Source organism: Nonomuraea cavernae, from assembly GCF_014646355.1.
GTDB lineage: Bacteria > Actinomycetota > Actinomycetes > Streptosporangiales > Streptosporangiaceae > Nonomuraea > Nonomuraea cavernae.
Map to the genome: position 1 here is coordinate 121,116 of NZ_BMNH01000002.1, position 26,545 is coordinate 147,660.

Genomic DNA, 26,545 nt, shown 5'->3' on the forward strand with positions numbered 1-26,545 from the left:
TCCCCCACCCGCCAACGAACCTCAGGGAGGTGAGGCGTGGCGCTCAACGTCGGCGACTTGTTCGCCACGATCTCCCTGCGAGACAACCTCACCCCCGGCCTCGGCCGGGCGGTCGTCGCGCTGCGCGCCATGGCGAGCCGATTCGACGACGGGGCCGCCCAGATCGCGAAGACCGGCGCCGCGATCTCACTTGCGACCTCGGTGGCCAGCGCGGCACTCGCCGGGCTCGGCGTGGCCGCGTCCGCGGTCGCGGTCGGGGCCGCCGGGGCGTTCGTCGGCCTTGTCGGCGGGATCGCCGCGATCGGCATCGCCGCAGCCGCGACCGCTGACGGCGTCAAGGGGGCGTTCGCCTCGATGGCGAGTACCGTCGCGGCGCAACTGAAGGCGGCAGCGGCCACGTTCGAGCAGCCGCTGATACAGCTGGCAGGCAACCTGCAGACGATCTTCACCCAGATGATCGCCCCGCAGCTGGCGGCCATGTTCCAGCAGATCTCGCCGCTGATCGCGCAGTTCACCACGGCGCTGGTGCAGGTGCTCGTGCCGATCCTCCCGGCGGTGCGGCAGATCATCGCGGCCATCGTCCCGATGCTGTCGCAGTTGGCGGGCGCGATGGGCACCTTCGCCGGGCAGGTTTCCGCGTTCCTCGCTCCGATCACGGCCGCCTTCGCGGCGAACTCCGGCCTGCTCGCCCAGTTCGTGCTCGGCGTCGGCGGGCTCCTGCAGATCCTCGGCCCGTTCATCGCCGGGCTGGTCCAGGTCGCCGGGCAGCTCCTCGGCCCGGTGCTGGGCGCTCTGCAACTGATCGTGCAGGCCCTCTCCGGGGCGCTGCTGTCCGCGATCGTGCAGGTCACCCCAGCCATCTCCCAGCTGCTGGTGAGCGTCGGCCAGCTGGTCGCCGCCGTGGCACCGCTTCTTCCTCCGCTTCTGCAGCTCGTAGCGGTGCTCGCCACAGCGTTGATGCCAGTGATCGTGCAGGCCGTGTCGATCATCTCCAGCGCGCTGGTTCCGGTGCTGGCGCGGCTTCAGCCGGTCGTCGGCCAGATCGCGACGGCCTTCGGCCAGTTCCTCCTCGCCGTGGTGCCGCTGGTCGGCCCGCTGGCGGACCTGGTGGCACAGCTCGCGTCCGCGCTGCTCCCAGCCCTGGCTCCTCTTCTGCCGCTCGCCGGGCAGGTCGCGGCGGTCCTCGGCGGCGTCCTCGTACAGGCCCTCGGCGTGCTCGTCCAGGCCGTCACGCCGATTCTGCCGATGCTGTCGCAGGCCGTGGTCCTGTTCGGGGTGCAGCTCATGCAGGCGATGCTCGACCTGTCGCCAGTGACGCTGCAGCTCGTGCAGACGTTCTCCGCGCTGCTGCCCGCCGTGGCGCCGATTCTGCCGATGCTTCTGCAGCTCGGAGCGTCGATCTTGCCGCAAGCCGTGCAGCTCACCGTGGCGCTGGCCCCGCTGCTTATGCAACTCGCGGCGGGGTTCATCCAGATTCTCCAGGCCGTCATGCCGCTTCTGCCGTCTCTGGTGCAGCTGTCGGGCGCGGTGCTGCCACAGGTCGTCAGCCTGGTTTCCCTGATCGCACAGGGCCTGACGACACTGCTGGGCCCCGCGTTCCAGATGGTCACGACCATCGTGTCCACGATGGTGCAGAGCGTCGCCCAGCTGTTCGGCTGGCTGTACGACGTGCTGATCGGCCACTCGATCATCCCGGACCTGGTGACCGGAATCGGCCGGTGGATCGGCGGCACCCTCGTGGCCTTCTTCGCCGACCTGCCGGGCGGGATCGTACGCGCGGTCGGCGACATCGGCTCCGTGACGAGCGGCATCGGCCAGGCCATCATGACCGGCGTCTGGACCGGCGTCGTCAGCATGTACGACTGGCTGAAGAACGCCCTGTACGGCTTCTTCTCCTCGATCATGCCGGACTGGGTGCGGCAGGCCCTCGGCATCTCCAGCCCGAGCCGCGTGTTCGCGCAGATCGGCGGGTTCACGATGCTCGGCATGGCGCAGGGCATGCAGCAGTCGGCCGGCGAGGTGATGCGCACGGCCCGCAGCATCGCCGGGCAACTCACCGCGGCGTTCGCGCCGGATCTGTCCGCATCGGTCAGTCCAGGCGCGGCCGTGGGCGGCGGGCCGGGCCGGAGCGGGGGAGTGGTCATCAACCTGACCTCGATCAACCCGGTCGCTGAGCCGTCATCGCAGACGATCAACCGCGGCCTTCAGATGGCTGGCGCTATGGGGGTGGTGTGACGATGTCCGCGACGTACATCCTGGACGGGGTGCCCCTGGACCATCCGGCGGGGTGCTGGCGGCTGAAGAAGGGCACCCAGCGTCGGCCGTTGCCGGGGGTGCGAACGGTGAACCTGGCCGTGCCCGGCCGGTCGGGTGACCTGCCGGTCCTCGGCCTGGACCATGAGGCGGCAACGCTCGGGCTGGCGTTCACCGTCTACCCGTACACGCCGTCCGGCGCGGACGGCGGGGCCGAGCAGATGGAGCACAACCTCGAAGCGCTCGGCGCGCTGCTCGGGACGCGGCACCGGCTCATGGTGCTCAAGTGGGTGACAGGGTCGATCGTCCGCGTCGCCGGAGTGACCGTGGAGGCGACATCGGAACCGGAGTACTTCGCGGGTGCGGCCATGGCCCGGCTGACCGCCGTGGTGAAGATCCCGGAGGTGTACTGGCGTGACGAAGCCGACTCGACCTGGACCGGGACGCTGCCGGGCGCGGGCCAGATCGTCACGCCGCTGGCGGGCAGCACCGGCCCGATCGTGGACTCGGTGCTGCAGGTCACCGGCCCGGCCGTCCAGCCAGCTGTACGCGACGTGGCGACCGGCGGGACGGTGGCCTACACGGACACAGTGCAGGCCGGCCACCACCTGCTGGTCGACTGCGGCCGGTTGACGGCGGCGATCGTCACGACGGACACATGGGACCTTGACGCCGGGACGGACGTGACCAGCGACATCAACGCGACCGGCCCCGGCAGCGCGTTCCGCTGGCTGCACCTGACCCCGGCCATGGCGGTGGGTGACCCGCACTCCCGGGCCGTCCTGGTCGATACGACGGCCTCTGGCACGTCGGCAGCATCTCAGTTCGAGATTCGGGCTCGTCGTTCCTACCTGTGACCTTGGCGCGGTTCACCATGGTGCTGGCCAGTTCAGCCATTGGCCAAGCCCGGCATAGGCTCCCACAATCGCGATCAGAATTCCGATCCACCAACCTATAAGGGGCCACACCTTACGGTTGCTGGCACCACCGTCGCTGCTTACAAGCTCATTGACTCTGGCTGTGATATCCCCAGAATCACTCATCTGGACGGTCACGGTGTTGTGATCACCCTCGATCTTGATGTCTCCAACCGCTTTCCTGAGTGCCTTGTCCGTATCGGCCGGAGTGGGGAACTCTTGGCCTGCAGAAGTGGCCTCACGAAGTTCTGCCACGAGCACAACCAGAGCCGTCCGGATCCGGTCGAGCACGCCGAGCAGCACAGGACGAGGGATCTTCCAGTAGACGGCGGCGACAACAATGTTCGGCCTTATCGAGCCGTTCTGCTGCCAGCGACCGGTGAGGAACTGCGCCAACATCTCTGAGTTGCCGAAGGTAAAACGCAGTTCATCCTCGTGATCGTTGGCATGCTCTTCGAGAGTTCTGATCGGGTCAGGCAGGCGGAGCTCCTCGTCGATCCCGTCAAGCACGCCTTCGGGCAGATCCCGACTGAGAAGTTGCGGGCTGACTCGTTGCGACAGACGGTTGAGACCCGCCACGTTCGTCTGGTCCATGAAGAGGGACGCTGGCACGATGCGATAGTCCGGCAGGTCCTTCTTGCCCGCGTAGCCGTTGAGCTCATGACTTGCCCAATCTCGCAGGGCGGTAGACCCTACACGGCCTCCCAGCGCGATGCATATACGCAGGGCATCCGAAAGCGGGACGCTTCGGTCCAGCGCCGCGTTTTCGATCCGGTCGAGTAGGGATGCCCCGTTCTCGGGGGTCGGGGAAGCAGTCGACACCGTTCCAGTGTCCCGCGCCTGGATGGTGTCTTGCACCAGAAGTGGAGTGCCGTGTACGAGCTCAGGTTGGTTGCGTACGCCCCCAACGGCACCAGGTTGGGCCTGTTGCCACACCCGCTGTCAGTCGAGGTCGGGCACCCGCTGAACGACGTGCCCGCGATGACGTTGCGGTATAGCCGTCACGCCCTCGGCGCCGACTTGCTCACGCAGCCGCGCGAGGTCGCCGTGGAATGGTCGGAAGACGGGAAGACGTGGGTCGAACCGCCGGACGCGCGGTTCCTGCTGATCAGGCGCGGCACGGACGTCACCGACGAGACCGGCGTCGACACGTTCGAGCTGCCCGGCTACGGCTGGCAGCTTCGCAAGGTCGTGCTGTACGCGGGGCCCGCGCCGCTGGTCGACGGCAAGCGCGGGTTCACCTCGGCGACGCCCGGCAGCATCCTGCAGGCGTTCCTCGCTGAGGCGCAGGCGCGTGGCGCGCTGCCCGCGCTCGACTGGACGTTCGACACGACCCACGACAGCGCTGGCCAGCCGTGGGCGAAGATCTTGACGATCTACTACCAGCCGGGCCTGGACGCGCTCACGACGCTGATCAACCTCGCTGAGCAGTCCGTCGTCGACTTCCGGATGCAGGGCCGGACCTTGCACGTCTACAACGCGGACACCGAGTTGGCGCGCGACCTGACGACTGCACCTCGCGTGGACCTGCTGCTCGGCCGTGACGTGCTCGACGCCCCGGACACGGGCACCCTGGAGGACGCCGCGTCCGCCGTGCTCGTCGTCGGCGACGACGGGTTCCGCCGGTCGTACTCCTCCAGCGCGGTCCTGCCGTGGGGCCGGTGGGAGAACTACATCGGACAGGGCGGCGTGAGCGACGAGGGGACCGCGTTCCTGCTCGCTGAGTCGTCGTTGCTGCGCGCCTCCAGCGAGCGGGTGCAGCACACCCGAGAGATCACGCCGACCGGGGCGCGGTGGCTGCCGTGGCGGGACTACCAGCCGGGAGACAAGATCATCGCGCCCGCGAGCGGCGGCATCCTGGCACCGTTGCGGATCCGGCAGATCACGCTCACCAAGGACGCCAATGGTGTGATCGGCGGCAACGTGGTCTTGAACGACCGCTTCTTGGAGCAGTCGATCCGTCTCGCGCGCCGCACGGCCGGCATCGTCGGCGGGTCGACCGCGTCCGGCGGCTCCGGGGCGCAACCCGCCCCGCCGTCACCGCGTGGCCGTACGGCCGCTAAACCCTCGGGCCTGATCGTGGACCCGACCGCCTTCCTGGACGCAGCCGGGATCGCGCAGGGCCAGATCACCGCCACGTGGGGGCCCGTCCTCACGGACGTCAACGGCGAAGCGATCGACATCGACTCGTACGAGCTGTTTATGCGGTTCAACGTCGTCGGCGCGCCGTGGTTCCTCGTCGCAACCACAGAGCCGGGCGACACCACGGGGACCTACAGTCCGCTGCTCGTCGGTGAGGAGTACGCATTCAAGGTCCGGGCCACGTCGCAGGGCGTCAAGGGCGTGTTCTCCGACGAGTACGCCGTGTCCATCCCGGATGACGTCACCCCGCCGCCCGTGCCGACCACCCCTGTCCTGTCCACCCGGCTCGGCGTGATCCATGTCGCGTGGGACGGGATCGGCGTCGGACCGGCGCCGATGCCGGCCGACTTCCACCGGGTCCGGGTGTGGATGCAAGACCCGCTCGACCCTGGCGCGACCGAAGTCGGGTATCTGCAGGCGGCCGGGTCGGTCGTTGTCACCGACCAGCCGTACGGCGCGCTCCGCGAGTTCTGGCTGACCGCAGTCGACCACGCCGGTAATGAGTCGGCCCCGTCCGGGAGCGCGGTGATCGCCGCGGTGCAGCTTGTCAACGGAGACGCCGCCGACTTGTCGATCAGTACGGGCGCCCTGATGGCGAACGCTGTCACAACCGACCGGCTTGCGGCCGGTGCTGTCGAGGCCGGGAACATCGCGGCCAACGCGGTCACGGCCGACAAGCTGGAGGCGATCCTGGCGCTGGCCACGCGGATCGTCGCCGGGGACCCGATCGCGGCGCGGGTGGAGCTCAATGACGACGGGCTGGCCGCGTACGACGCGGGCGGCACACAGACGGTGCTGGTCTCCTCGTCCGGCGCAGTGAGCATCGTCGGGCAGCTCGCGACCGGGCTGATCGGCAACCGGCTCGTGATCAACCCGACCGGGGCGACACAGCCGGAGATCCGGTTTCTGCCGGGCACCGGGACGAACCCCGCGCGGATGTACGTGGACGGGTCCATGTACGCCGGTGAGGCGACCATCGTCACCGTGTCGGGCGTGAACGGGGCGAACACCGCGCAGTGCCGGGTGATCCACGCGGCGACCGACTACCGGATCGCCATCGTCAATCCGACGACCGGCCTCGCCGGCGGCGGCTACTTGTTCGCGAAACCGGCTGAACTCGAGGTGGGCTACAACGACGTCAGCGCGAACCTGCAGCGCTTCAAGTTCTCGGCCGCGTCGACCGAGTTCGCCGGAAAATGGTCGTTCTCAGGCAGTGAGGCCGGGCTGCTCATGCGGTCGGTGTCGCTGTCGGGCGGCGCGTCGTACGCAGTGAACTGGACATTCACGATGGTGACGGTGCCGCGCGTGGTGTTCACGGCGGACAACCCCATCCCGGACCGGCTGGCCTTCCACATGCGGACCCCGACCACCACGAACTTTTCGCTCCGCAGCTCGGAAAGCAGTCTGGGCGCGCCGACCGTCTTCACCGTGCAATTGAACATGTGGGCCTGGCGGATGTGAGGAGAAGCGATGCCGGTTGAGCAGTGGCGGATCACTGAGGTCCGAGAGGTGATCAGTCCCGGTGAGGACGCTTGGCTGATCACGTACGAGCCGGTCGACGGTGACCCGGACGCGGGATTCGTCTCGTACGTGCCGAAAGAAGCTGTCGAGGTGCGGGCTGCGGAGTACGGCCTGACCAGCGCGGATGAGGCGCTGGATGTGATCCTGCATGCGCCGCTGCTCGCGCACGCGCACGCGGCCGGGGAACTGGACATGCCGTCCCCGGCACTGGTCGACGTCGCCACCGCTCGCGCGCAGGTGGCCGAGCAACTGGCCACCTGCAAGGCCAAGTACGGAGTCGTCACCACGGCGGCAGCCGGGACCGGCCGCGCGGCCACGACGGCTGATCCGTTGCAGGTCATCCGAGATCGGACGCGGATCGACCCCGTCAGGAGCGCGACGATCCGCATGGAGATGGACCGATACCGGCTCGCCCACGAGGCCGACACGGAGAACGGAGGTGGCCGGTGAGCGTGATCCTGCCCGCTGATCTGCCCCGATACGGGCTGCGGCTGGTGGCGTACGCGCCGAACGGGCCGCGTCTGGGCCTGCTGCCGTTCCCGCTGTCGTTCGAGGTCGGGCACCCGCTGAACGATGTGTCGTCGCTGCGAGTGGACTACACGTCGTACGCGACCGGGGAGGATCTGCTCGCGCAGCCGTGCGAGATTGCGGTGGAGTACGCGGCGGGCGGCGACTGGGTCGAGCCGGACGGCGGCCGGTTCCTGCGGATCAAGCGTGGTTCCGACGTCACCGACCAGGCCGGGAAGCGGAGCTACACCTGCCCCGGCTACGCCTGGGCCTTCAAGAAGGCCGTGCTGTACCCGACTACCGGGATGGTCGATGGGAAACGCCAGTTCAACGCGGTGCCGGTGGGTGCGGTGCTGCGGACCCTCATCGATGAGGCGAAGGGTCGTGGCGCGCTGGCGGGCATGACCGCCGGGTTCAGCAGCAGCATCGACAGTAGCGGCCAGGCGTGGGCGGCCACCCTAACTCTCGCGTTAGAGCCTGGCGTCGACCTGCTGACGCTGCTGCTCAACCTTTCTGATCAGGGCGTCATCGACTGGCGGATGCGCGGCCGCGAGCTGCAGGTGTTCAACGAGGGCAGCGTGATGGCCGTGGATCGGTCGTCGGGCCCGGCGCTGGTCGACCTGCGGCTCGGCCGGGACGTCGACCAGGCCCCGGATGACGCCACGCTGGAGGATGTGTCTACCGCAATCCTTATTGCTGGCGAGAACGGGTTCACGCAGGAGGTCACCAACCCCTCGGCGGCAGCTCCGTGGGGCCGCTGGGAGACCTATCAGCAGCAGGGCGGGGTGTCTGACTCGGGGACGGCTACCGCGCTGGGGCAGGCCGCTCTGGGCCGCGCGGCGGGGGAGCGGGTGCAGATCACTCGGGCGGTGACGTTCGGCGCTGCACGGTGGCTGCCGTGGGTCGACTACGCGCCGGGGGATCAGGTGCGCGCGCCCGGCGACCAGGGCGTGATGCAGGGCCTCCGGGTCCGGCAGATCACGTTGTCTCGGAGCGGCGACGGCAGGCTCAGCGGCAACCTGGTGCTGAATGATCGGTTCTTGGAGGACGACATCAAGCTTGCCCGCAGGAGCGCGGGCATTCTCGCGGGCGGGGTGTCGTCGGGCGGTTCGGGGGCGACGCCGGCCCCGGACTCCAGCGGCCGTGTCCCGGCCGCGCCGCCGGGCCTGATTGTGGAACCGGTCGCGTATCTGGACGCGGCCGGTTACGCGCAGGGCCTCGCGGTGGTGACGTGGGGTCCGGTGATCGTGGACGTCAACGGGGTCGCGCTCGACATCGACGGCTACGAGGTTTACGCCAGGCCGAACGCTGAGGGTGAGCTGTGGTACCTGGTGGCGCAGACCGCGTCCGGTGACGTGTCGGCGGATGTGTCTCCGCTGCTCGTCAACGAGGAGTACGCCTTCAAGGTACGAGGTGTCGGCAATGACGGCACGAAGGGCGTGTTCTGCGACCCGGTTGCTGTCGTTGTCCCGGACGACGCGACTCCTCCTCCGGTGCCGTCGGCCCCGACGCTGACGACTCGGCTCGGCGTGATCCATGTCGCGTGGGACGGCCGAGGCGCTGGCGGCGCGACGATGCCGGTGGACTTCGAGCGGGTCCGCGTGTGGATGCAGGATCCGCTCGCTCCTGGCGCGGCTGAGGTCGGGTATCTGACGGCGGCCGGTGTGGTGGTGATCCCGGATCAGCCGTACGGGCAGGCCCGCGAGGTGTGGCTGACCGCGATCGACCGGTCGGGTAACGAGTCGGCTGCCACTCCGTCCGGGGTGATCGCCACGGTGCCGCTGGTGGACACGGATTTGATTGGCGAGGTCATCGACGGTGCCGAGCACATCATCACGGGGTCGATCCCTGCTGAGGCGAAGATCGTCGCCGGGTCGATCACCGCAGGCCTGATCCAGGCCCTCGCCATCCAGGCCGGGCACATCCAGGCGAACGCGATCGAGGCCGACAAGATCCAGGCCGGGGCGATCCAGGCCGGGCACATCTCGGCGAACGCGATCGAGGCCGACAAGATCGCCGCGAACGCGATCACCGCAGTGAAGATCGCCGCTGATGCGATTACCGGCAAGACGATCACCGGTGGCGTTGTCCGCAGCTCGGTGACCGGGCAGCGGTTCGTGCTCGACTCCTCCACTCTGGACCTGCGCTTCTACCCGGCAGGGAACACCAACTACAGCCGCTTCTACGCCGTCGATGGGCTGTATCCAGGCGAGACCACCACGTTCATCACCTCCGGCACCAACCAGTCCGCCAGCGCGCGGGCCGAGTTCCAGGTCGCCGCCGGCCTGATCCGGCTGCGGATCCGGAACGCGTCCGGATCCGGCGCCAACGGCGGAGTCCTCGACATCGCCGAGGGGTACGGCCGCTACGGATACTCCGATGGCATCTCCTCGACGGAGACGTACATCCACACGAACAGCACCGGCAGGTTTTACCTGCGAGGGCGGGTGTGGGACACCAACACGGCGGACTCCTACGACGCGGTGCACGCGGGCAGCGGCGTGGTCCCGCCGGACACCGGGGGAGCGACCGTCCACTACGGCCCGACGATGGCCTCCAACATGGGGCCGGTCGCGACGGTCCGCGACGGTGCGGAGAACCCGAACTTCTACTGGTGCCTCGACCTGTCCAACCAGACCGACTTCTCCTTCGGCTGGTCGGCGGGCGGCGGCGTGTTTTCCGGCAAAGCCTTCTACTGGTGGTCACACCGCCACTAACGATCATCACCAAGCCGGTAAGGGCAAGCACTTACCGGCTTCCTTTATGCCTGAGGGGGTGCCTGCGTGGCCGAAATCTGGACCATCTGGGACGCAGAGCTGGGCTACTCGACGACCAGCCTGCTGCAGGCCGGCGGCGAGCAGCCCGACCAGCGTCCGAGCCACGACGGCGCTGAGCCGATGTGGGGGATCAGCCGGGTGCGGCCGGACGGCGTGCCGCACATGCACATCATCCCGCACAGCACGTTCGAGTGGCGGTGCGCCGAGTATGGGATCGACCCCGACGACATGACGACGCTGCTCGACATCGTCCTGCATGAGCCGTGGATCCCATCACCGGACGACGCGCTGGCCCGGCTGAATCCCGTAGTGGCCGCGCAGCTGGAAGCCACGCACGGATTGCCCACATGCTGGACGCCCGGCGTGCCCGACAGCGAACGGCTTGCCGCGCACCGTGCGCGGATCGACGCGGTCAAGCAGCACCGGGTACAGATGCTGCCCGAGAACCAGCGGTTCCGGCAGGGCGTGCTTGACTACGTCGGCCTGCAAGTGACCGCGCCACAGGATCCGCTGGCGCCGGTCAAAACCGGCGCCCGGCTGGACCCCGCCCGGGTGCAGGCGCGTCGCCTGGCGGTGGAATGGTACCGCAACAACCGGGCCGCGCCGGCCACGCCGACGTATGAGGTCAAGCCGCCGGCAACCTGGATGGGTCGCAAGCCGTGGACGGTGGCTGGTGGATGAGATCCCGAACCTGGCGCTGGCGCTGGCGGAGCTGCGCGGCGCGGTTGATCTGGGGTTCGAGCGGACCAACGGCAGCACGGCGTTGATTCTGCAGCGCCTCGATCAGGTCGACGACCGGCACGCCGAGCTGGTCAAGCGCGTCGAGCAGGACCGCGCGTCGGCCGACCTTCGGTACGTCGCGTTGGAAGCCCGCCTGGACATGGTGGAGCGGGAGGCCGTGACGCGCTCGCAGTTCACCGAGCGGACACGGCAGATCATCGCCGTGGTGACGGTCCTGGTCGCCGTGGCGGGCACGGTTATCGCGCTGATCCAGCTCACCCAAAGGTGATCAGCCAGGAGACATCAACAAGAAGGGTGGTACCCGTGAGCATCAAGCTCGTCAGCCGTCGCACGTGGGGAGCGACTACCCCCAGGGGGGCCTACACCAGAATCCCCGGCGCCGAAGGGGTGAAGGTCCATTACACGGGCGGGCACGTCGACCCGAAGATCGTCACCGATCACGAGATTTGCGGCAAGCTCGTCAAGGAGATCCAGGCCCAGCACATGGCCGGGGCGCGCGAGCAGCCGTACATCGACGTGGCCTACAGCCTGGTCGCGTGCCCACATCGGCGGGTGTTCGTCGGCCGCGGCCCGCACGCGCTGCCGGCCGCGAACGGCAGCGGCTTGAACACCTCGCATTACGCCGTCCTTGCCTTGGTCGGTTCGTCGGGTTTCACGGAGCCGAACGACCTGCTGCTGCACGGCATCCGGGACGCGATCGAGTACCTGCGCGACAAGGGCAACGCGGGCAACGAGATCAAGGGGCATCGGGACGGTTTCGCCACGAGCTGCCCCGGCGGCCCGCTGTACGCGTGGGTGAAGAAGGGCGCTCCGCGTCCGCCGTCCGCGACTCCGACGCCTGTCAAGCCTGTCCAGCCCATCCCGAAGACCACGGAGGCCCTGGTGCGTAACCTACCCATCCTGAAGCCTGGCGACGAGCACCGGCACGTCAAGACCATGCGCGGCCTCCTCTTCGCGAGAGGGTACGAGCCGACGAACCTGCACAACATGACCTACGACCCGCATGACACCGACCTGATCGAGAAGGTCAAGCAGTTCAAGGCGACGAAGAAGATCCCGTCCGGCTTGGACCCGCTGGTCTGGGACGCCGCCTGCTGGGAGGCCGCTCTCACCTGACGCGAGCAATATCGCTGTCATTAACCGATCGTCCCGCCGTGGTGGCGGGCCTGTCCCTGAGGAGGGGCGCATGCATGCTGACCCGGACCCCACGTACACCCGCCCGGTCGAGGCCAAGGTCAAGGCCATGACCCTGACCGCCTACCTGTCCGGTGTCGCTGGCATGGCGGTGCTGCAGGTAGTCGCTGCCGATCCGTCGCTCATCTCGTTCCTGCCCGACTGGGTGGAGGCGATCACCCTGCCGCTGCTGCCGACCGCGCTGGCGGCCGTCGCCGGCTGGAAGGCGAGGCACACCCCACGGCCGGACCTCCCGGCCGACCAGCGGTAGCAGCCGCGCACCTGCACGCCCCGCTCCTTCCCGTCGCGGAAGGAGCGGGGCGTTTTCGCGTTTCCGATCTTGTGTCAGTCGAAGACAAGCGCGCGGAAAGCGTTCCGGATGTCCATGAGGGGGCCGCGCTTTCGGCTGTAGTGGATCTTGTTGGTGAGCAGCACGGCCCACCGATCCCCCTTGGGGGAGATCCACATGCCGGTGCCAGTGAAGCCGTAGTGGACGTACACGTGGTCGTCGGCGCTGTCGGCGGGGTACCAGAACAGGCCCCGAGGAGGGGTCAGCTCGCCGGTGTGGACCTGCAGAGATTCCTTGATCCAGGCCGCGCCGAAACCGGCCGGCCCAGCGATGCCGGGCGCGAGCAGATGCTGCTGGAAGCGGGCCAGATCACTGAGCACGGAGAACACGCCCGCGATGCCGCAGACGCCGCCAAGGAGGCGCGCGGAGTAGTCGTGAGCGACCCCCTTGAGATGAGCGCCCGTGGCCTCGTCGTACTCGGTGGGTGCGCACCGGGCCGCCGCGCTCTGCGGTAGAGGGCCGAAACAGGTGTTACGCATCCCCAGCGGATGCCAGATCCGCGTCTCGGCGAGCCGGTCCAAAGACGTGCCAGTGAGACGTTTGGCGAGGAAGCCGAGGATGAGCGCGGCCCGGTCGGTGTACTCGACGGCCTGCCCCGGCTGTTGGTGCAGCGCCTCCTGGAGGACGCCGTCCTCGATCGCGCGCGGGTCGGTCCCATAAAGCGCCCGCAGGTTGGCTCGTAGAGGGACACCGGCGGTATGGGTGAGCAACTGCCGGACGGTCACCTGGCCCAGCGGATAGTCCGCCAGCTCAGGCAGCAGAGCAGCCATGGCGTCATCCAGGCTTAGCCGCTGCTCCTCCCACAGGCTGCCGATGACCGCCCATACGGCCACGATCTTGGTGAGACTGGCCACGTCGAAGACGGTGTCGAGCTGCATTGCGGTGGCCGGATCGGCCGGGTCGGCGAGACCGCACACACCAGCGTCAGTGAGGTCGTCCGCGTCGCCCATGCCCCACACGGCGCCTGGGAACACCTGGTCGCGAACGCCGCCATCGAGAAGCTGAGCGATCTTGTCATGTAGGGCCATCGGTGTCCTCAGGATCGGGTGTCTCGTGATCAGCGTAGTGACATGGGCCGTAGACCTGCCGGATCCTCGCCTGGAGCTGGTCAGGCGATTTGCGCGGTCAGGTCCGTGAGTGCGGTGGCCGTGGCGCTGAGCGGGAACCGGGCGGCGTTGCGTCGGCCGGCGGCGCGCAGGTCGTCCAGCATGCTCGGGTCAGCCTCGGCCTGAGCGAGGACGCGGGCCAGGGCGGCGGAGTCGGCCAGGTCTACAGGCAACGCGGAGTCGCCCACGACCTCGGTAAGGCCGGGAACAGGCCGGTAGGCCACCGGCAGCCCGCACGCCTGCGCTTCGACGGCGACCAGGCCGAACGCCTCCAGCGTGGTGGACGGCATGAGCAGCAGGTCGTGTTCGGCGAAGACGCGCCACAGCATCCGCCGGGGGAGCCAACCGAGGTAGGACAGGCGGCAGCCCGTCCGCGCCAGGTCGGCCTTGCAGGCGGCGTACTCGGCTGCTGGGGCGGCGACGCTCAGGTGCAGGCCACCGACATCGGCCAACGCACGGGCGAGCGCAGCAACGCCTTTCTCGGAACTCAGCCGACCGGCGTACAGCAGCCGCAACGCCCCTTGGCGCATTGCCCGCTGGGGTGGGGTGTGCAGGAGCTCGTCGGGGATGCCCCACGGGATCTGCACAATGTCGGTGCCCCGGACCTCCGTGAGCTGGGCGAGCATGTCGGCCATGGCCGCAGTCGGGACAACGATGCGCCGGGCGGCCTTTACGGCATGGAGGAGGACACGCCGCTGAGTCTGGTGTCGCGCGGCGAAGATCAGGTCGGTTCCATGCACCAGGACGAGCCGCGGGTGCTTGGGGAGCAGGCCGATCAGGGCAGGGGTGGCGCCGAACGTGAGGTGCTGCAAATGGACGGCGGCGACCTCGCCACGGTTGATGTGCGGGTCGAGCGCTCGGCGCAGGTGCTCGACGTAGCTCCAGAACGGCGGCCCGCTCACGCATTTCCCGCGTGCCGTCACCAGCCGGATGCCTGCCGGAGCCTTCACCTCGGGGGACTCGGGGGCGAGCATGAACACCTGCGCGGCGATCGGCGGCGCAACGCCGGTGTAGAGGTCATACAGCAGCTCGACGCTACCTCCGGGGCTGCCGGCGGGCAGGTCGAGCGCGGTGATCACGGGGCTCACAGGCTGCCTCCGATTTCTTCGTACAGATGGGAGATGTCGATGCCTGGGGTGGTCCGGTACTTGCCCGCGTTCTGGTAGCTGGATGGGCCGCCGAAAGTCTGGAGGAAGACGAGCTTGCCAAAGGTCATCCCGGGATAGATGCGCACCGGCCGGGCGGCGCGGATCTCCAGGGTCCAGCGGATGGCGTGCCCGGCGTGGCCGAGTGGAGCGGAGACGTGGACCCAGATGCCGAGAGCTCCGATGGTCCGGTCGCCGTTGAGTAGTTGGGCGTAGCGCTCGCTACCCGTCCGCTCGGCCGTCAGCCCGAGATACAGTTCGCCAGGCATCAGGACGAACCCGTCTCGTGGGATGGTCATCTCGCGGAAGCTGGTGGGGGCGGCGGCGTCGAGGTTGCCGTCGCAGACGCGGATCGTGTACCCCAGCCGCCAGTCGTAGGCGTTCGGGGACAGCCGCTCAGGCTCGAACGGGTCGATCACGATTTCGTTGGCGGCGACGGCAGCGGCAATCGCAGGTCCGGTCAGGATCACGACGCCACCGCCGGGATCGGGTCCTGCCAGTAGCCGGACGGCTGCGGGCCGCGCGCGTCCTGGTATTTGCCGTGGTAGAGGTCAACGGGGCCAACGGATAAGAAGAACATGATCTGGCCGATCTTCATGCCCGCGTAGACCCGCAGTGGCCGGATGGGCGAGAGCATCAGGGTCCATTGGCCGTGGAAGCCGATGTCACCGATCGGCGCGGTGATCTCGACGAACAGGCCGAGACGCCCTACTGAGGAGCGGCCGAACAGCAGCGGCACGAAGATGTCGCTGCCGACCTGCTCTTGGGTGTGCCCAAGATACAGCTCGCCTGGCTGCAGCTCGTATCCGCTGTCGGGGATGCGCAGGCTGCGGGTCGGGTTGTGGCGGTGGGCGTCGATGACGCGGTCGGTGTAGATCATCAGGGTCTCGCCCAGGCGGACGTTGTAGGAGTTCGGGTTTACCTGGCCTGAGATGAAGGGTTCGATGCGTACCCTGCCGTCGCGGACGGCGGCAGTGATCTCGGGGCCGGTGAGGATCACCGTCTGCGCCTGCCTTTCTGGTCGGGGTAGTCGCCGGTGAGGACTTGCTGAACGACTTCCGCAAGCCGCGGACCGGCGTGTGACTTTGTGGGATCCAGGAAGTTGGTGGCCAGATAGCTGGTGGTCAGGATGCGGTGCAGGCCCGGCGGGAGCGGTGCCGGGTCCGTGATGATCGGGCCTGCTCGATCAGTGAGCATGGCGACCAGCGCGGCGGGATTGTCGGCGAACCACAGAGAGATGGCCGCGGTGACGAGCTGGTTGCCGAACGGCTCGATCGTGAGGAGGTCACCCCTGGTCAGTTCGCTGCCGAGGTCGGCGGTGCGGAGGCAGGTTTGGTTGAGCACCACGGCGTCGGCGTCGGACACAAGGCGTAGGTCGGCGGCGACAGCGGTCAGCAGCTCTGCCCGGATCAGCGTCCGGTTGCGGAACGCGCTTGTGAGCGAGCCGACCGGTTCGGCCAACTGGCCGCGCATCCGTTCAATCCGCGCCATGACCGGCTTGAGAGCGGCGGGGACCTGGTTCGCGTGCGGGAAACGGTGCACGCTGGCCTGCCAGCCGTGGTCGGTGGGGCGGGCCAGGGCGTAGCCCATGCCGAGTTCGTGCCCCTTGACTACCCAGGCGCTGCCAGCGGCCGTGGGCTCGTACCGGTCGCTGTGGCAGTGCCCGGCGAAGATCACATCCACACCGGGGCATGCCTCAGCCAGGTGGAGATCATGGTCGTAGCCGGAATGGCTCAGCACGATCCAGGCGTCAGCGCGGTGGGCGCCCATGAGCCGACGCAGGGCCTCAGCGGGATCCAGCAGGCGCGCGTCGGCTCGTTCAGCGGCGGGGATCGCCGCGAACGCCTGCTCTCCGATGACCGCAGTGACCGCTACCTGCCGCCCGGCCACGACAGCCTCGTGAAGAGGCCGCCACAGCAGGTTGCCGGCCGGGTCGGTGACGTTGGCGCACACCGTCAGCGGGCGCAGGGCGGCAGTCAGGTGGAGTCGCCAGCCGTGGTTTCCAGGGGCTATGACGTCGTACAGGCTGCCCAGCAGGTGCCGCTCCACGACGCCTCCCCCGAGGGTGTAGTAGCCGCTGCCCTCGAACCAGTCGCCGCAGTCGGCAACCAGATACCGCGTCCGGGCATGGTGGAGGTGGGCGAGCATGGGAGCCGGATTCTCCAGCGAGGAATGCACATCGGTGGTGACCATGACAGCGTCCACGCTTCGAGCCGCCGCCATAGCTCACACCAGGGTGATGATGTCGGCGCCCAGGGCATGGAGCTTGCCCGGGAGGTCAGCGTGACCGCGCTGAAGTTGAGTCAGGCCGGCCAGCTCGGTGGTCCCAGCAGCGGTAAGCGCGGCGATCAGCAGCGCAGAGCCGGTGCGTATGTCGATGGCCTCCACTGATGCCCCGGCGAGCCGCTGAGGGCCATTCAACTCGCAGGAAGTGGAGGAGACCTCGGTGATGACCGCGCCGAGACGGCGGAGCTGCGGCAGCAGATTGGCATGCCGACCGGGGTTGATCTCGTCGATGAATGTGTGGCTGCGACCGGCCAGCGTGAGGGCCAGGGCTATGAGCGGCGGCTCGAAGTCCGCGTCCAGGCATTCGGGGGATGACAGAGAATTCAGGGACGCGTCGGCGTATATCGACGTGCCGGTCAGCGTGGGCGGTGCGGACAGTTCCACTCCGTCGTTGGTGATGGTGATGGGGAATCCGAGGTCGTCCAGCAGATCAAGGAGCGGTGACATGTGGGTGGGGTTCACGCCGGAGACACGGCCGTGGCCGCCGGTGGCCGCCAGCGCACACAGCAACGTCCCGGCCTCAATCTTGTCTCCCGGCACACACCATGTGGCTGGACAGCCGTTGCCGGGCTGAAAGGACAGTACGTCATCGGGCAGATAGCTCACCTCGTGGCCAGCCTGCGCGAGAGCTTTCACCAGGCCGGCCACCTCCGGGGAGGTGTTGGGTCTGTGCAGCAGCAGCGGCCTGCCTGCCACGACTGCGCGAAGAAGCGCCACCACCGTGGTTCCACGGCTCGGGAAAGGCAGCTTGATCTCCACCGGCGTACGTCGCTGTAGAGGGCTGGCGGTGATCTGGTATCCCGCCTCGCAGGTGTGGACCCTGTCACCGAACGCCTCGTAGACCATGAAGTGCAGCTCCATGCCGCGGTCGCCGACGTTGCAGCCGCCAGGCCACGGCAGTTCGGCCCGGCCGGACGCCAGCAGCGCGGGAGCGAGGTAGTAGGAGGCGCGGATGCTGGCTGCCAGCGCGCGGTCCGCTTCGGCTGCATGGTCGAGGTCGGGGATGACATGCAGCGCCTTGTGGCCGTCGAGTACTACCCGTGCGCCAGTGGCGTGGATGAGCCGAACTAGCTTGCCTACGTCGGAGGACATCGGCACGTTCGTCAGAGTGACGGGGCGGCCGATGGCGGCAGCGGCGGCAACCAAAGGGAGCGCGGCGTTCTTGGAGCCGTCCACGGCTACGGTTCCCCTCAAGGGCCGTCCGCCGCGTACGGCCAATCCGCGGGGCAGGTCCACGCCTGTGCTGGTCTGCTGAATCATCACTGGGTCCCGTTTTCGTCGCTGTCGTGATGGATCCCGGCCCGGAGAGACGTCCCGCCTTCCCCTTCCCAAGCCCCTTGATCAGGGCGGGACCGGTCGTCTTCTCCGGGCCGTGGACGTTATGCCTGGCGGGCCTCGCTTGCAGCCTGGGGTGTGGACTGCCAGTGGGGGATGTATGAGGCCCGCCAGAGTTCGAGTTCCGCGTGGAGTATTCGGCTGCGCAGTTCGTCCGGGGTCTTGGCATGGACAGGGCGGCATTCGCAGGGGTCGGCCAGGTGCCACGCGGTGAATGCCCTGGCCCAGGACCCCCACATGACGAACCAGCCAGGGCGCTCGTGCTGGAGCATGGCCGCTTCGACGACTCTCTCGGGATCAAGACGCATGGCGGGCCCCGACATCGTCCAGTGAATCGCCGGTCAGTAGCCGGATACAGCCGGAGGCCAGGAGTTCTTCGATGGGGATGGATCGCAGGTCCTGGTAGTGCTTGGCGACCCGGTCGGCCGCGCCGCCTGCGGTGTGGGCGTAGGTCCGGAGCGGCCGGTCGCGGGTGCCGGCGATGTCGGGGATGGTCCACCAGATGATGTGATCGACGTGGGTGATGAGTCCCGGGAACACCCGTACGACGACGCCGCAGGGCGGGGTTTCCACGGTGGCGGGGATGTTGTGGCGTTCGGCGAGCAGGATCACCAGTTGCGCGGCCTTGCGTAATGGCTGCTCGTGCTCGTCTGGTGGGAGTGCGTGGCGTGGTGTCACGGTGGCGCTTCCTTCTGGCCGTATCAGGAGTCGGCGAGCCGTTCGGCCATCCACATGAGGAAGTGCGGTGCTTCCTCCGCGGGCGGCCCCTCTTGCGGGGGCATGAAGTCGATGGTGCGGACGACTCCCGGCGGCTGGATCGCGAACGGCCCGGCCAGTGCCGTGATCTCGTCCTCGCTGCGGAGGTAGATCTCGACGCCGTTCAACCGCTCGTAGACTTCTTTGCCCCGTGCTGCGTCCTCGGGGAGCATGCCGGTGCTGGTCACGTGGGTGACGACGACGAGGCTGCCGGGGACGAGATGCTCGTGCAGGGCGGAGATGAGGGCAGCAGCTTCCTGGTCGGTCATGAAGTGCAGCACCGCACCCAGAATTACCACGATCTTCTGCTTGACGCCCAAGTGGAGGTCGAGCAGGGTCAGCACTTCCGGTAGCCGGCGAAGGTCTTGCCGGTCCACATGCACGTTGGGGTTCCTGCCGACGAGCGCGCGGCCGTACACGATGGCCAGGTGATCGGAGTCCACCAGCAGCCACCGCAGGCCGGGCTGGACGCCGGAAGCGATGTCGTAGAGGTCGGGTAGTCCCCAACTGTCCGACTTCTGAATCGGAATGCCGCCGCCCAGGTCCGCGAACAGCGTGTGCCCCTGCTCGGCGGCGTGCTGTACTGCCCGTCCGAGGGCGAAGGCGTTTTCGAGGGTAACAATGTCAACTACGCCGCCGAGCGCTTTGTTCAGCTCCTCTCCGGCGGCGCGGGCAGCGGGAAGGACGCCCTTCGATCCACGCAACGCGGCATAGGTGGTTGCAGGGGTTGTCACTGACGAATCGAAGGTGCTTCCAGGGCCGCTGGGGCGAGTGCCGTCGGCGGATGGGGGGTTGGGAATGCTCATCAGAATCGTGGCCTCGTGTCGTTGTTAGCGACGTAGCGGGGCGCATGGCCGAGCTGGCGGACAGTCCGTAGGGTGGTGGAACCGCTATCACCCCGCAGCATCAAGGCCGCCAGCGCATGAGCGGCACCGGCAGGATCAGTCGCCCTGTGCCATCCCCACCTGCTACCGGGAACGGGGAACCACCGAATCCATTCAGGTCCGCAGGTGACGCTCAGCCCTTGTAGGTTCAGGATGCTGTAACAGCCGCCGCGCAGCTCCCGCACGTCCTCATCGCGTGTGCTGACACCACGGGCGGCCAGCGCAACTCGGAGTTGACTCATCGCCACGGTCGGTGTCATGGGCCGACTGTAGGTCGCTGATTGTGAAGGAGGGGACACAGATGTGTCCCCTGCTTTCGGTCACACCATTAGGCCGATTTGATCTGCCAGGTGGTGTGCCGGGACGCGCAGATAGGACGGGCCCGTTTCCACCAACTCGAACGCCATTCTCTTGGCATAGCCGTTGTACTTGATCGTCTCAGGAGCGGTCTGCTGAGCAAGCTGCAGCGCGCCCAGCATCGCGTCATAGTCCCGCTGGAGCTGGTACGCGCGAGCTACTTCGATCAGGTGACGGCCGCGCCGAGGCTGCGACGGAATGGGGACGCTCTCCGCGCTGGCGGCCTGCCGCGCCGACTCTCCGCCTTGGTGGAGTTCGACGGCGACCGTCACCGCATGGGCCTTCATGATCACGCGGGAGAACGAGGTCCACGGCTGGTAGTAGTCCTTCGGCAGCCCTTCCGCGACGCGCTGGGCCTCGCTCCAGTGACGCCATGCCTCGCCGGCCTCGCCGAGGCGAGCCGCGGTGTAGGAGAGTTCAAAGCTGAGCGCTCCCCACATGGCCCGCAGATCCACGGTGGGGTCGTCGTCGAGGTGCGGCTGGATGGCGAACATCCCCTGCTGGTTGATGTCCCGGGCCGCTTCGTAGTCGCCGGTGTCGCGGTGAGCCTGGGCGAGGAACCACACGGCGCATGCGATAGCCAGCGGGTCTTCCGACTCCTGGGCGGCCAGGAGCGCGCGGTCGGCGACGCGCCACAGCAGGTCTTGGGCCGGCTGGTAGGCCACGAACATCTGCGTTAAGCCGTAGACCTCCGCCAGGAGCGCCTGGGCGCGCCGGCGGTCGGCGGCGTGGTACATGCTGGCTGCGAGCTGCGTATCGCGCAGCAGATCAGGCAGAAGTTTGCCGAGCGCGGTCCGGTGATCTGGCGAGGTGTGGCGAGTCCGCCAGGCAGCGTCGAGACGTGCGCGGATCACGTCCAAGGGCTGGACTGTGCCGTGGGGGATCAGGAGAGGCGAAACGTTGATCGCCGTCCTCACTTCCGCCAGTGCGGGGTGGCCGGGGCCGGCGAACATTCGGATGGGCATGGACTGGACGCCGGTGAGGTCGGCCAGGTTCCGGATTTGGAGGACGTCGGCGATCCGGAGCAGGACCGATAAGGAGTCGGCGGGCCGCCGGTCGTTCTCCGCTTGCTTCAGCCAGGAGGTGGATCGGCCGATCAGCCCGGCCAGCGTTTCCTGGCTCATGCCCCGGCGCTCGCGCCAGTAGCGGATTCGCTGCCCGATGGTCAATACCACTGCGGCGGGATCGTTGGTACCTTGGTCCACAGGCCCTGCACCCTTCCTGATGACTCGACATCCTCAGGCTACGGCGCAGGGCTTATTTCATGCGAGGGGTTCTCGGCGGCGAGATCCGCGACTCCGTATCGGGTCCAAGGCGAAGTGATGCGGCAGGCGCTGAACGGACTCACCGCCGCCGATCCTGACGTATCAGGGTGGCGGCGGGTATGGGAACGGCGGCTGATCAGTCGGCGTCGCGGTCAGGGCCGTATCGCTTGTCGTACTCCTTGGCCACCAGGGTCGCGCAGTACCAGGCGATCGGCACCGCGCCGCCGCCGGTGTAAAGGGTGAGCTTGTCGGCCTGGTTCTCGTTCGCGGAGATGAGCCCGTAGAGGGCGAAGAAGACCACGACGAACACCTGGAAGCGGACCCGCAGGACATTCTGTGCGTGGGTGAGATCGGTCGATGGGGCTACCGCCAGGTCCTTGGCGACCTGGGTCTCGAAGGCCAGCGGTTTGATGTCGTCGAATGCGTCGCCGCGCAGTGCAGCTGGGACGGCTACGGCCATGAATCGGACCCACTGCTCGGAGTTTAGGTCGAGTCCGTGATCGAGGTCGAGGCTGCGGGCGAACCGGTAGAACAGGACGTCACGTACAGACTTCTCGATAGCCCCCTTCGGCGATGAGCTGTGCGTGCGGATCGCGGCGAGCAGTTCCCCCCACGCGGTGTGGGCCCTGGCACTTGTCATACTTAAAGCGTAGGCAACTGCACCGACGCTTAAGGCTGGCCGAGGTTTCTCAGCGACAGGTCGTCGGTCTGGAACCGGATCCGCCGCGCGTTCGCCACCCGCTGCAGCAGCTCCACCGGCTGGGCTTCCCCGTCTCGGGTCACGCGCTCAGCGGTCAAGACAGAGACGCCCGGCCGGAGCCGTAGCGTCTCCGCTTCGTCCTTCGTTGCGGCACGAGCTCCGATGCGTTCGCGGACGCGGGTGGTCTGCGGATCGAGCACACCGGCGGCGATGAGTGCGGCCAGGGTGCCGCCGCCGACCTTGCCGCTGCCGGCCACGGGAGTGTCGTCGACCAGGGCGAGCGGGTAGTACCCCGTGTCGAGCATGACGGCCTGGCCGTCGACAAGCGCGCGCCGGTCACGGCGGACGACGGTCGCGCCGACGCTGAGTTGCAGGGCTCGGGCGACCTCAGCTTCGGCCGGGCCACGATCGACGGAGACCAGCTGCATGCTGCCGGTGCGTCCCACGTTGTGGCAGGCGGTTTCCCAGGGTCCGAGTCCGTTGCTGGGCGTGGTGGCCATGCTGAGGTCGATGTAGAGGGGCCGGGTGTCTTGGACGATGAGGCCGCGGTTGGCGACGCGCCAGATGAGGCCCTCGTCGCGGAGGATTTTCACGGCGGCGCTGATGGTGTTGCTCGTGGTCTGGTAGGTGGCTTTCATGCTTGTCTGGTTGGGCAGCACGTCACCGGGCGCGTAGGTGCCGCTGGTGATGAGGTCGCGAAGGTGGTTCGCGATCTCGTCGCGCCTGGTTGTCACGGTGCGCCCCTCCTGCTGATGTTGTGCCTCGATCCCAGGATGTTGCCACAAGCGTTTGACAAATGATCGCGTAGTGCTTCATCATGCTCTCAGTTCGACATGTTATCTAAATAACAGAGCTTGATGATCTCATCAGAAAGCGGCCCCCGGAACACTGCGGGTACCCATCCCGCACCGGAGGCCGCCTCGGCTCCCAACCAACCCGATTAGGAGAACACGACCCGAAAGGTCTGTGGTGAGAAAAGTATGACACGCGCCAAGTCCCCGACGTCGGATCTCGCCCGACTCCGCTCCCTGTACGACCAGATCACCGAAGAGGGTCTGTGCACCAGGCCCGGAGTCGACCCTGACCACTGGTTCCCCGACGCAGAACCCGCTGGCAACGCCACGACTCAGCGCCGCTTCTACGAGCAGGCCGCCACCGCCCGCTGCGCCGGATGTAAGGCCCTGGCCGCGTGCCAGGTGACCGCCGAGGTCGAGGAACGCGCCGACCTCATGCTGCACGACTGCGCGCCGCACGGCATTCGAGGCGGCCTCGCCCCCTGGGCGCGCTTCGAACGTCTTCTTGCAAGCAATATCGCTGTCGAGACTGATAAGGAGGAAGCTGCATGACCCCCTCCGCTCTGTTCGGCTTCGCCGCCACCGCGTTCGCCTACATCACCGCGAACCCGATCAGCTCGGCCGTCATCGCGGCCATCGCATTGGCGGTCCTCGTCGGGGCCTTCCTGGGCGGTCGCGCACTCTTCCGGATCGGTCGCCGCTGGTGGACGGGCCGCCCGACCGAGGACGCCATGACCATCGTGGCCGCGTCCATCGCAACCGGCGTGTCCGCGCAAGGCATGTGGCGGTTCTCGGGGGACGTACTCGGCTTCAGCGGCCCGCTGCAGCTCCTGCTGTTCGCGTTCATCGAGGTCGCGATGGTGACCAGCGCGGTACGGGCCCGCCGGAACATGCGGGAGAACCACAAGGCGGGCGTCGACGGCCTGGCCGTGTGGGCGCTGACCTGCCTATCCGCGGTGCTGTCGTCGATGGACTCGGCCAGCTTCCCCGAGGCCGTGTTCCGGCTGGCCGCGCCGATCGTCGCCGCCTGGTTGTGGGAACGCGGCATGGCGATCGAGCGGCAGCGGCTCACCGGCCGGACCCGGATCAACTGGCGGATGACCCCGGAAAGGATGCTCGTCCGGGTGGGGCTGGCCGAGTCGTCCGACCGCACCGCGACCGAGGTCGACACCCACCGCCGCCTCACCCGCGTCGCCCTCACGGCGAAGAAGGCGAGGGCGCTGCGCGAGGCCGGCGCCTCCGGTAACAAGCAGGCTCGCGCGCTGGCCAAGCTGGACAAGGCGATGGATCGCGCGGTGGAGCACACCGGGCTGGTGCAGGACCCGGCCAAGCAGAAGCGGATGCTCGCCCAGATCGCCGCGTTGTACAACACCGCCGAGCTGACGAAGGTCGAGGCTCCCGCGTTCTGGCAGCAGCCGAAGGAGCCGAGCGGCTTCGACCAGCTCGCCTTGGAGACCAGCCGCATGAACGAGAGGTTGGAGGTGCGGGGCGAGATCCGCGAGGCCCGCGACGAGATGAATGAGGCGCGGACGGAGATCCGTGAGGCGATGGCGAACCTAGTGCCGCTGGTGGCGCTCGCGACCGGGGGTCGCGTGGTCGGCCGCAGTGTCGTGAGAGGTGGCCTCGGCGGGGGTGACACGGTGAGGGGTGACACGGGCAATGGCGCGTCAGGCGGCGCGGCACCGGCCCCGAAGCCGCCCGTGACACCTCGCGTGACACGGCCCGTGTCACGCGCACAGAAGACCGTGTCACGCAAGCAAAATGGCTTGCGTCGTGGCACACCGACGCAGCCCAGCAGAGAAGAGCTTGAGCGGCGCATCAAGTGGCTGCATGACCTGGCCAAGACCAACCCGGACATGGATGTCACGGACCTGCGTGACAAGGCCGTTGAGGAGTACGGCGTCAGCACGCGCACCGCGTACCGGTACATCGAGCAGGCCGGGCTGGCGCCCAGTGACACGGACCCCGGTGACACGCCCCGTGACACAGCTGGTGATGCATCTGATGGCACGGCCCGTGACACGCCCGATGGCCCGACACCCGGCGCGACGTGACATGACAAACGACACAGACGCCCAGGAAGACACACCATGCGACGGCCCACGCGACGACCCACCGCATTCAACGTCGTCATGTTCGTCGTGATCTACGCGTTCGTGCAGGCGGCGGCTATCGCCGTCGTCGCGGTTCTCGCCAAGTAGCCCCCGAACGACACCCACCAACCTGACACCGAAGGACACGACATGGATCCCGAGGCGAACCTCATCAAGCTCAGCACGTGCCTAGCGATATGGCAGGCCGACAACGACTCGAACTTCCTCACCGCGTGGCTGCACTACAGCCCGGCCGACCCGTGGTTCGTGCGGGTGTACGTCAGCGGCGGCATCGTCACGCTGGACGTGCCCCGCGATGTCCTCATGAAGGGCCTGCATGAGGTGGCCGCCTGCGAGGACCTGAAGGTCCGGCCGTCCGGTGAGTCGATGTGGACGCTGTGGACGCTGCGGTGGAACCCCGAGGAGCCCCTGACGTTCCGCGTGCCGACTGCCAACGTCCGGGCGTACCTGGCCGAGACGTTGAAGCTCGTGCCGTCCGGCACCGAGGAGTCCCGAATCGACTGGGACGTCGAGGTGGAAGCGCTGTTCGAGGAAGGTGACGTTCTGTGACTCGGCTGCAGGGCCGATCAGTCGCCCGCCAGGCTCTGACCGGCAGCGTCGCGGACCGCCCAACGCGCGCCCGCGCTGCGCGGCGCGCACGCCCGCGCATGCACGCGCGCGAGGCGGAGCCTATCAAAGATCACAGCCCGTAAGCAGGAGGAGTTGAAAGTGGCCAGGACCCGCACCGGCCCGGAGGAGCGGAAGGCGTTCCACACCGGCCGGATCGACGGCGAGCGGAACGGCGTGCGCCGCTTCTGGTTCGCCGTGTGCTGGGCGGCGGCTGAGCTGACGCAGCTCGCCAAGCGCGACCCCGCCAAAGCCCACGCGGACGGCCTGCACCTGGCCAAGCAGATGCGGGCCATCGCCGAAGACCTGAACACCAAGCACGTCAACCACCTCAACGCCCGGAAGGGAGGAGCGAGCCGTGTATGAGCTGAGCCTGCCCGCCGACGACAGCGACGAGCAGCAGGACAACGTGGTCATCGGCCCGTTCCCTGCGCCGGCCGACGACGCCGTCTCACCCGCTCAGCCGGACGAGCCAGCCGAAGACGCGGTGTCCGTCTGGTCGGTGGCCGCCGCCGAGATGCTGCCCCGGCTGGAGAAGCTGCTCGACGACATGGTGGTGGGCGACGGCCTGTTCGGGCAGCGGCCCGCGTCGATCGCAGCCCTGGCCCGGCAGTACTGGTTTGACCCGCCGCAGTTCGTCCGCGAGGCCATCGCCCTGCGGGTGCTCTACGGCCTGTACGGGGTGCCGGTCATCCTCGCGAACGTCGCCGCGCAGACCCTCCTCCTGATCATCCGCTATCCGACGCTGCTGGCCGCCGTGGTGGTCGTCGGCGCGGTGGTGTATCTCGTCACGTTCATCCTCGCCTGAAAGGCATGC

26 protein-coding genes are annotated in these 26,545 nt (G+C 68.0%); 14 read left to right on the plus strand and 12 right to left on the minus strand.

The window, feature by feature from the left end:
- Positions 1-36: 36 nt before the first annotated feature.
- Positions 37-2,235, plus strand: coding sequence for a phage tail protein (locus IEY82_RS04770; protein WP_189122740.1), 2,199 nt, complete (start codon positions 37-39; stop codon positions 2,233-2,235).
- A gap of 2 nt (positions 2,236-2,237) precedes the next feature.
- Positions 2,238-3,110, plus strand: a complete 873-nt coding sequence (locus IEY82_RS04775) for a hypothetical protein (RefSeq protein WP_189122741.1) — start codon at positions 2,238-2,240, stop codon at positions 3,108-3,110.
- A 12-nt stretch (positions 3,111-3,122) separates the two neighbouring features.
- On the opposite strand, the gene IEY82_RS04780 is transcribed toward IEY82_RS04775, so the two are convergent.
- Entirely contained in the window at positions 3,123-4,028 is a 906-nt protein-coding gene (locus tag IEY82_RS04780; protein ID WP_189122742.1) for an AbiTii domain-containing protein, read from the minus strand.
- 15 nt (positions 4,029-4,043) lie between these two features.
- On the opposite strand from IEY82_RS04780, the gene IEY82_RS04785 reads away from it, so the two are divergent.
- From IEY82_RS04785 to IEY82_RS04815, 7 genes are all read left to right on the plus strand, one after another.
- Positions 4,044-6,773, plus strand: a complete 2,730-nt coding sequence (locus IEY82_RS04785; protein ID WP_189122743.1) for a hypothetical protein — start codon at positions 4,044-4,046, stop codon at positions 6,771-6,773.
- Positions 6,774-6,782: 9 nt separating this feature from the next.
- Entirely contained in the window at positions 6,783-7,283 is a 501-nt protein-coding gene (locus IEY82_RS04790; RefSeq protein ID WP_189122744.1) for a hypothetical protein, read from the plus strand.
- Positions 7,280-10,057 carry a fibronectin type III domain-containing protein gene (locus tag IEY82_RS04795; RefSeq protein WP_189122745.1) on the plus strand — a complete coding sequence of 926 codons (2,778 nt, stop codon included), beginning with the start codon at positions 7,280-7,282 and terminating at the stop codon, positions 10,055-10,057. The genes IEY82_RS04790 and IEY82_RS04795 overlap by 4 nt, the downstream gene beginning before the upstream one ends.
- 66 nt (positions 10,058-10,123) lie before the next feature.
- Positions 10,124-10,798: a hypothetical protein gene (locus IEY82_RS04800; RefSeq protein WP_189122746.1), complete on the plus strand. Its 675-nt coding sequence runs from the start codon at positions 10,124-10,126 to the stop codon at positions 10,796-10,798.
- A complete protein-coding gene (locus IEY82_RS04805) occupies positions 10,791-11,126 on the plus strand; it encodes a hypothetical protein (RefSeq protein WP_189122747.1) in 336 nt (111 codons plus the stop codon). The genes IEY82_RS04800 and IEY82_RS04805 overlap by 8 nt, the downstream gene beginning before the upstream one ends.
- Before the next feature lie 35 nt (positions 11,127-11,161).
- Positions 11,162-11,974, plus strand: coding sequence for a peptidoglycan recognition protein family protein (locus IEY82_RS04810; protein ID WP_189122748.1), 813 nt, complete (start codon positions 11,162-11,164; stop codon positions 11,972-11,974).
- 70 nt (positions 11,975-12,044) lie between these two features.
- A complete protein-coding gene (locus tag IEY82_RS04815; RefSeq protein WP_189122749.1) occupies positions 12,045-12,302 on the plus strand; it encodes a holin in 258 nt (85 codons plus the stop codon).
- A gap of 74 nt (positions 12,303-12,376) precedes the next feature.
- On the opposite strand, the gene IEY82_RS04820 is transcribed toward IEY82_RS04815, so the two are convergent.
- The 11 genes from IEY82_RS04820 to IEY82_RS04870 form a co-directional block, all read right to left on the minus strand.
- Entirely contained in the window at positions 12,377-13,408 is a 1,032-nt protein-coding gene (locus IEY82_RS04820) for a serine hydrolase domain-containing protein (RefSeq protein WP_189122750.1), read from the minus strand.
- A gap of 80 nt (positions 13,409-13,488) precedes the next feature.
- On the minus strand, positions 13,489-14,574 hold the full coding sequence (locus IEY82_RS04825; protein WP_189122751.1) for a glycosyltransferase family 4 protein: 1,086 nt from the start codon (positions 14,572-14,574) through the stop codon (positions 13,489-13,491).
- Positions 14,571-15,101 carry a dCTP deaminase gene (locus IEY82_RS04830; RefSeq protein ID WP_189122752.1) on the minus strand — a complete coding sequence of 177 codons (531 nt, stop codon included), beginning with the start codon at positions 15,099-15,101 and terminating at the stop codon, positions 14,571-14,573. Before IEY82_RS04830 ends, IEY82_RS04825 begins: the two co-directional genes overlap by 4 nt.
- Positions 15,098-15,631 carry a dCTP deaminase gene (gene dcd, locus IEY82_RS04835; protein ID WP_189122753.1) on the minus strand — a complete coding sequence of 178 codons (534 nt, stop codon included), beginning with the start codon at positions 15,629-15,631 and terminating at the stop codon, positions 15,098-15,100. The genes IEY82_RS04830 and dcd overlap by 4 nt, the downstream gene beginning before the upstream one ends.
- Positions 15,628-16,824, minus strand: a complete 1,197-nt coding sequence (locus IEY82_RS04840; RefSeq protein WP_225262289.1) for a bifunctional UDP-sugar hydrolase/5'-nucleotidase — start codon at positions 16,822-16,824, stop codon at positions 15,628-15,630. The genes dcd and IEY82_RS04840 overlap by 4 nt, the downstream gene beginning before the upstream one ends.
- Positions 16,825-16,857: 33 nt before the next feature.
- Entirely contained in the window at positions 16,858-18,177 is a 1,320-nt protein-coding gene (locus IEY82_RS04845; RefSeq protein WP_189122755.1) for a carboxyvinyltransferase, read from the minus strand.
- A 372-nt stretch (positions 18,178-18,549) separates the two neighbouring features.
- Entirely contained in the window at positions 18,550-18,930 is a 381-nt protein-coding gene (locus IEY82_RS04850; protein ID WP_189122756.1) for a hypothetical protein, read from the minus strand.
- Positions 18,931-18,953: 23 nt separating this feature from the next.
- On the minus strand, positions 18,954-19,814 hold the full coding sequence (locus tag IEY82_RS04855) for an SAM-dependent methyltransferase (RefSeq protein WP_225262288.1): 861 nt from the start codon (positions 19,812-19,814) through the stop codon (positions 18,954-18,956).
- A gap of 398 nt (positions 19,815-20,212) precedes the next feature.
- A complete protein-coding gene (locus tag IEY82_RS04860) occupies positions 20,213-21,454 on the minus strand; it encodes a helix-turn-helix domain-containing protein (protein ID WP_189122758.1) in 1,242 nt (413 codons plus the stop codon).
- 196 nt (positions 21,455-21,650) lie between these two features.
- Complete coding sequence (locus IEY82_RS04865) at positions 21,651-22,154, minus strand: hypothetical protein (RefSeq protein ID WP_189122759.1); 504 nt, start codon at positions 22,152-22,154, stop codon at positions 21,651-21,653.
- Between the two features lie 29 nt (positions 22,155-22,183).
- Positions 22,184-22,948, minus strand: coding sequence for a GntR family transcriptional regulator (locus IEY82_RS04870; RefSeq protein WP_189122760.1), 765 nt, complete (start codon positions 22,946-22,948; stop codon positions 22,184-22,186).
- 246 nt (positions 22,949-23,194) lie between these two features.
- Between IEY82_RS04870 and IEY82_RS04875 the strand changes: the two genes are divergently transcribed.
- From IEY82_RS04875 to IEY82_RS04895, 5 genes are all read left to right on the plus strand, one after another.
- Entirely contained in the window at positions 23,195-23,560 is a 366-nt protein-coding gene (locus IEY82_RS04875) for a hypothetical protein (protein WP_189122761.1), read from the plus strand.
- The gene (locus tag IEY82_RS04880; protein WP_189122762.1) at positions 23,557-25,062 is read left to right on the plus strand and encodes a hypothetical protein; all 1,506 of its coding nucleotides are present in this window, start codon (positions 23,557-23,559) and stop codon (positions 25,060-25,062) included. The genes IEY82_RS04875 and IEY82_RS04880 overlap by 4 nt, the downstream gene beginning before the upstream one ends.
- A gap of 189 nt (positions 25,063-25,251) precedes the next feature.
- Positions 25,252-25,671 carry an SsgA family sporulation/cell division regulator gene (locus IEY82_RS04885; protein WP_189122763.1) on the plus strand — a complete coding sequence of 140 codons (420 nt, stop codon included), beginning with the start codon at positions 25,252-25,254 and terminating at the stop codon, positions 25,669-25,671.
- 159 nt (positions 25,672-25,830) lie between these two features.
- Positions 25,831-26,094 (plus strand): hypothetical protein, encoded by a 264-nt coding sequence (locus IEY82_RS04890; protein WP_189122764.1) that lies wholly within the window; start codon positions 25,831-25,833, stop codon positions 26,092-26,094.
- Positions 26,087-26,536, plus strand: a complete 450-nt coding sequence (locus tag IEY82_RS04895; RefSeq protein ID WP_189122765.1) for a hypothetical protein — start codon at positions 26,087-26,089, stop codon at positions 26,534-26,536. The genes IEY82_RS04890 and IEY82_RS04895 overlap by 8 nt, the downstream gene beginning before the upstream one ends.
- The last annotated feature ends 9 nt before the right edge of the window (positions 26,537-26,545 follow it).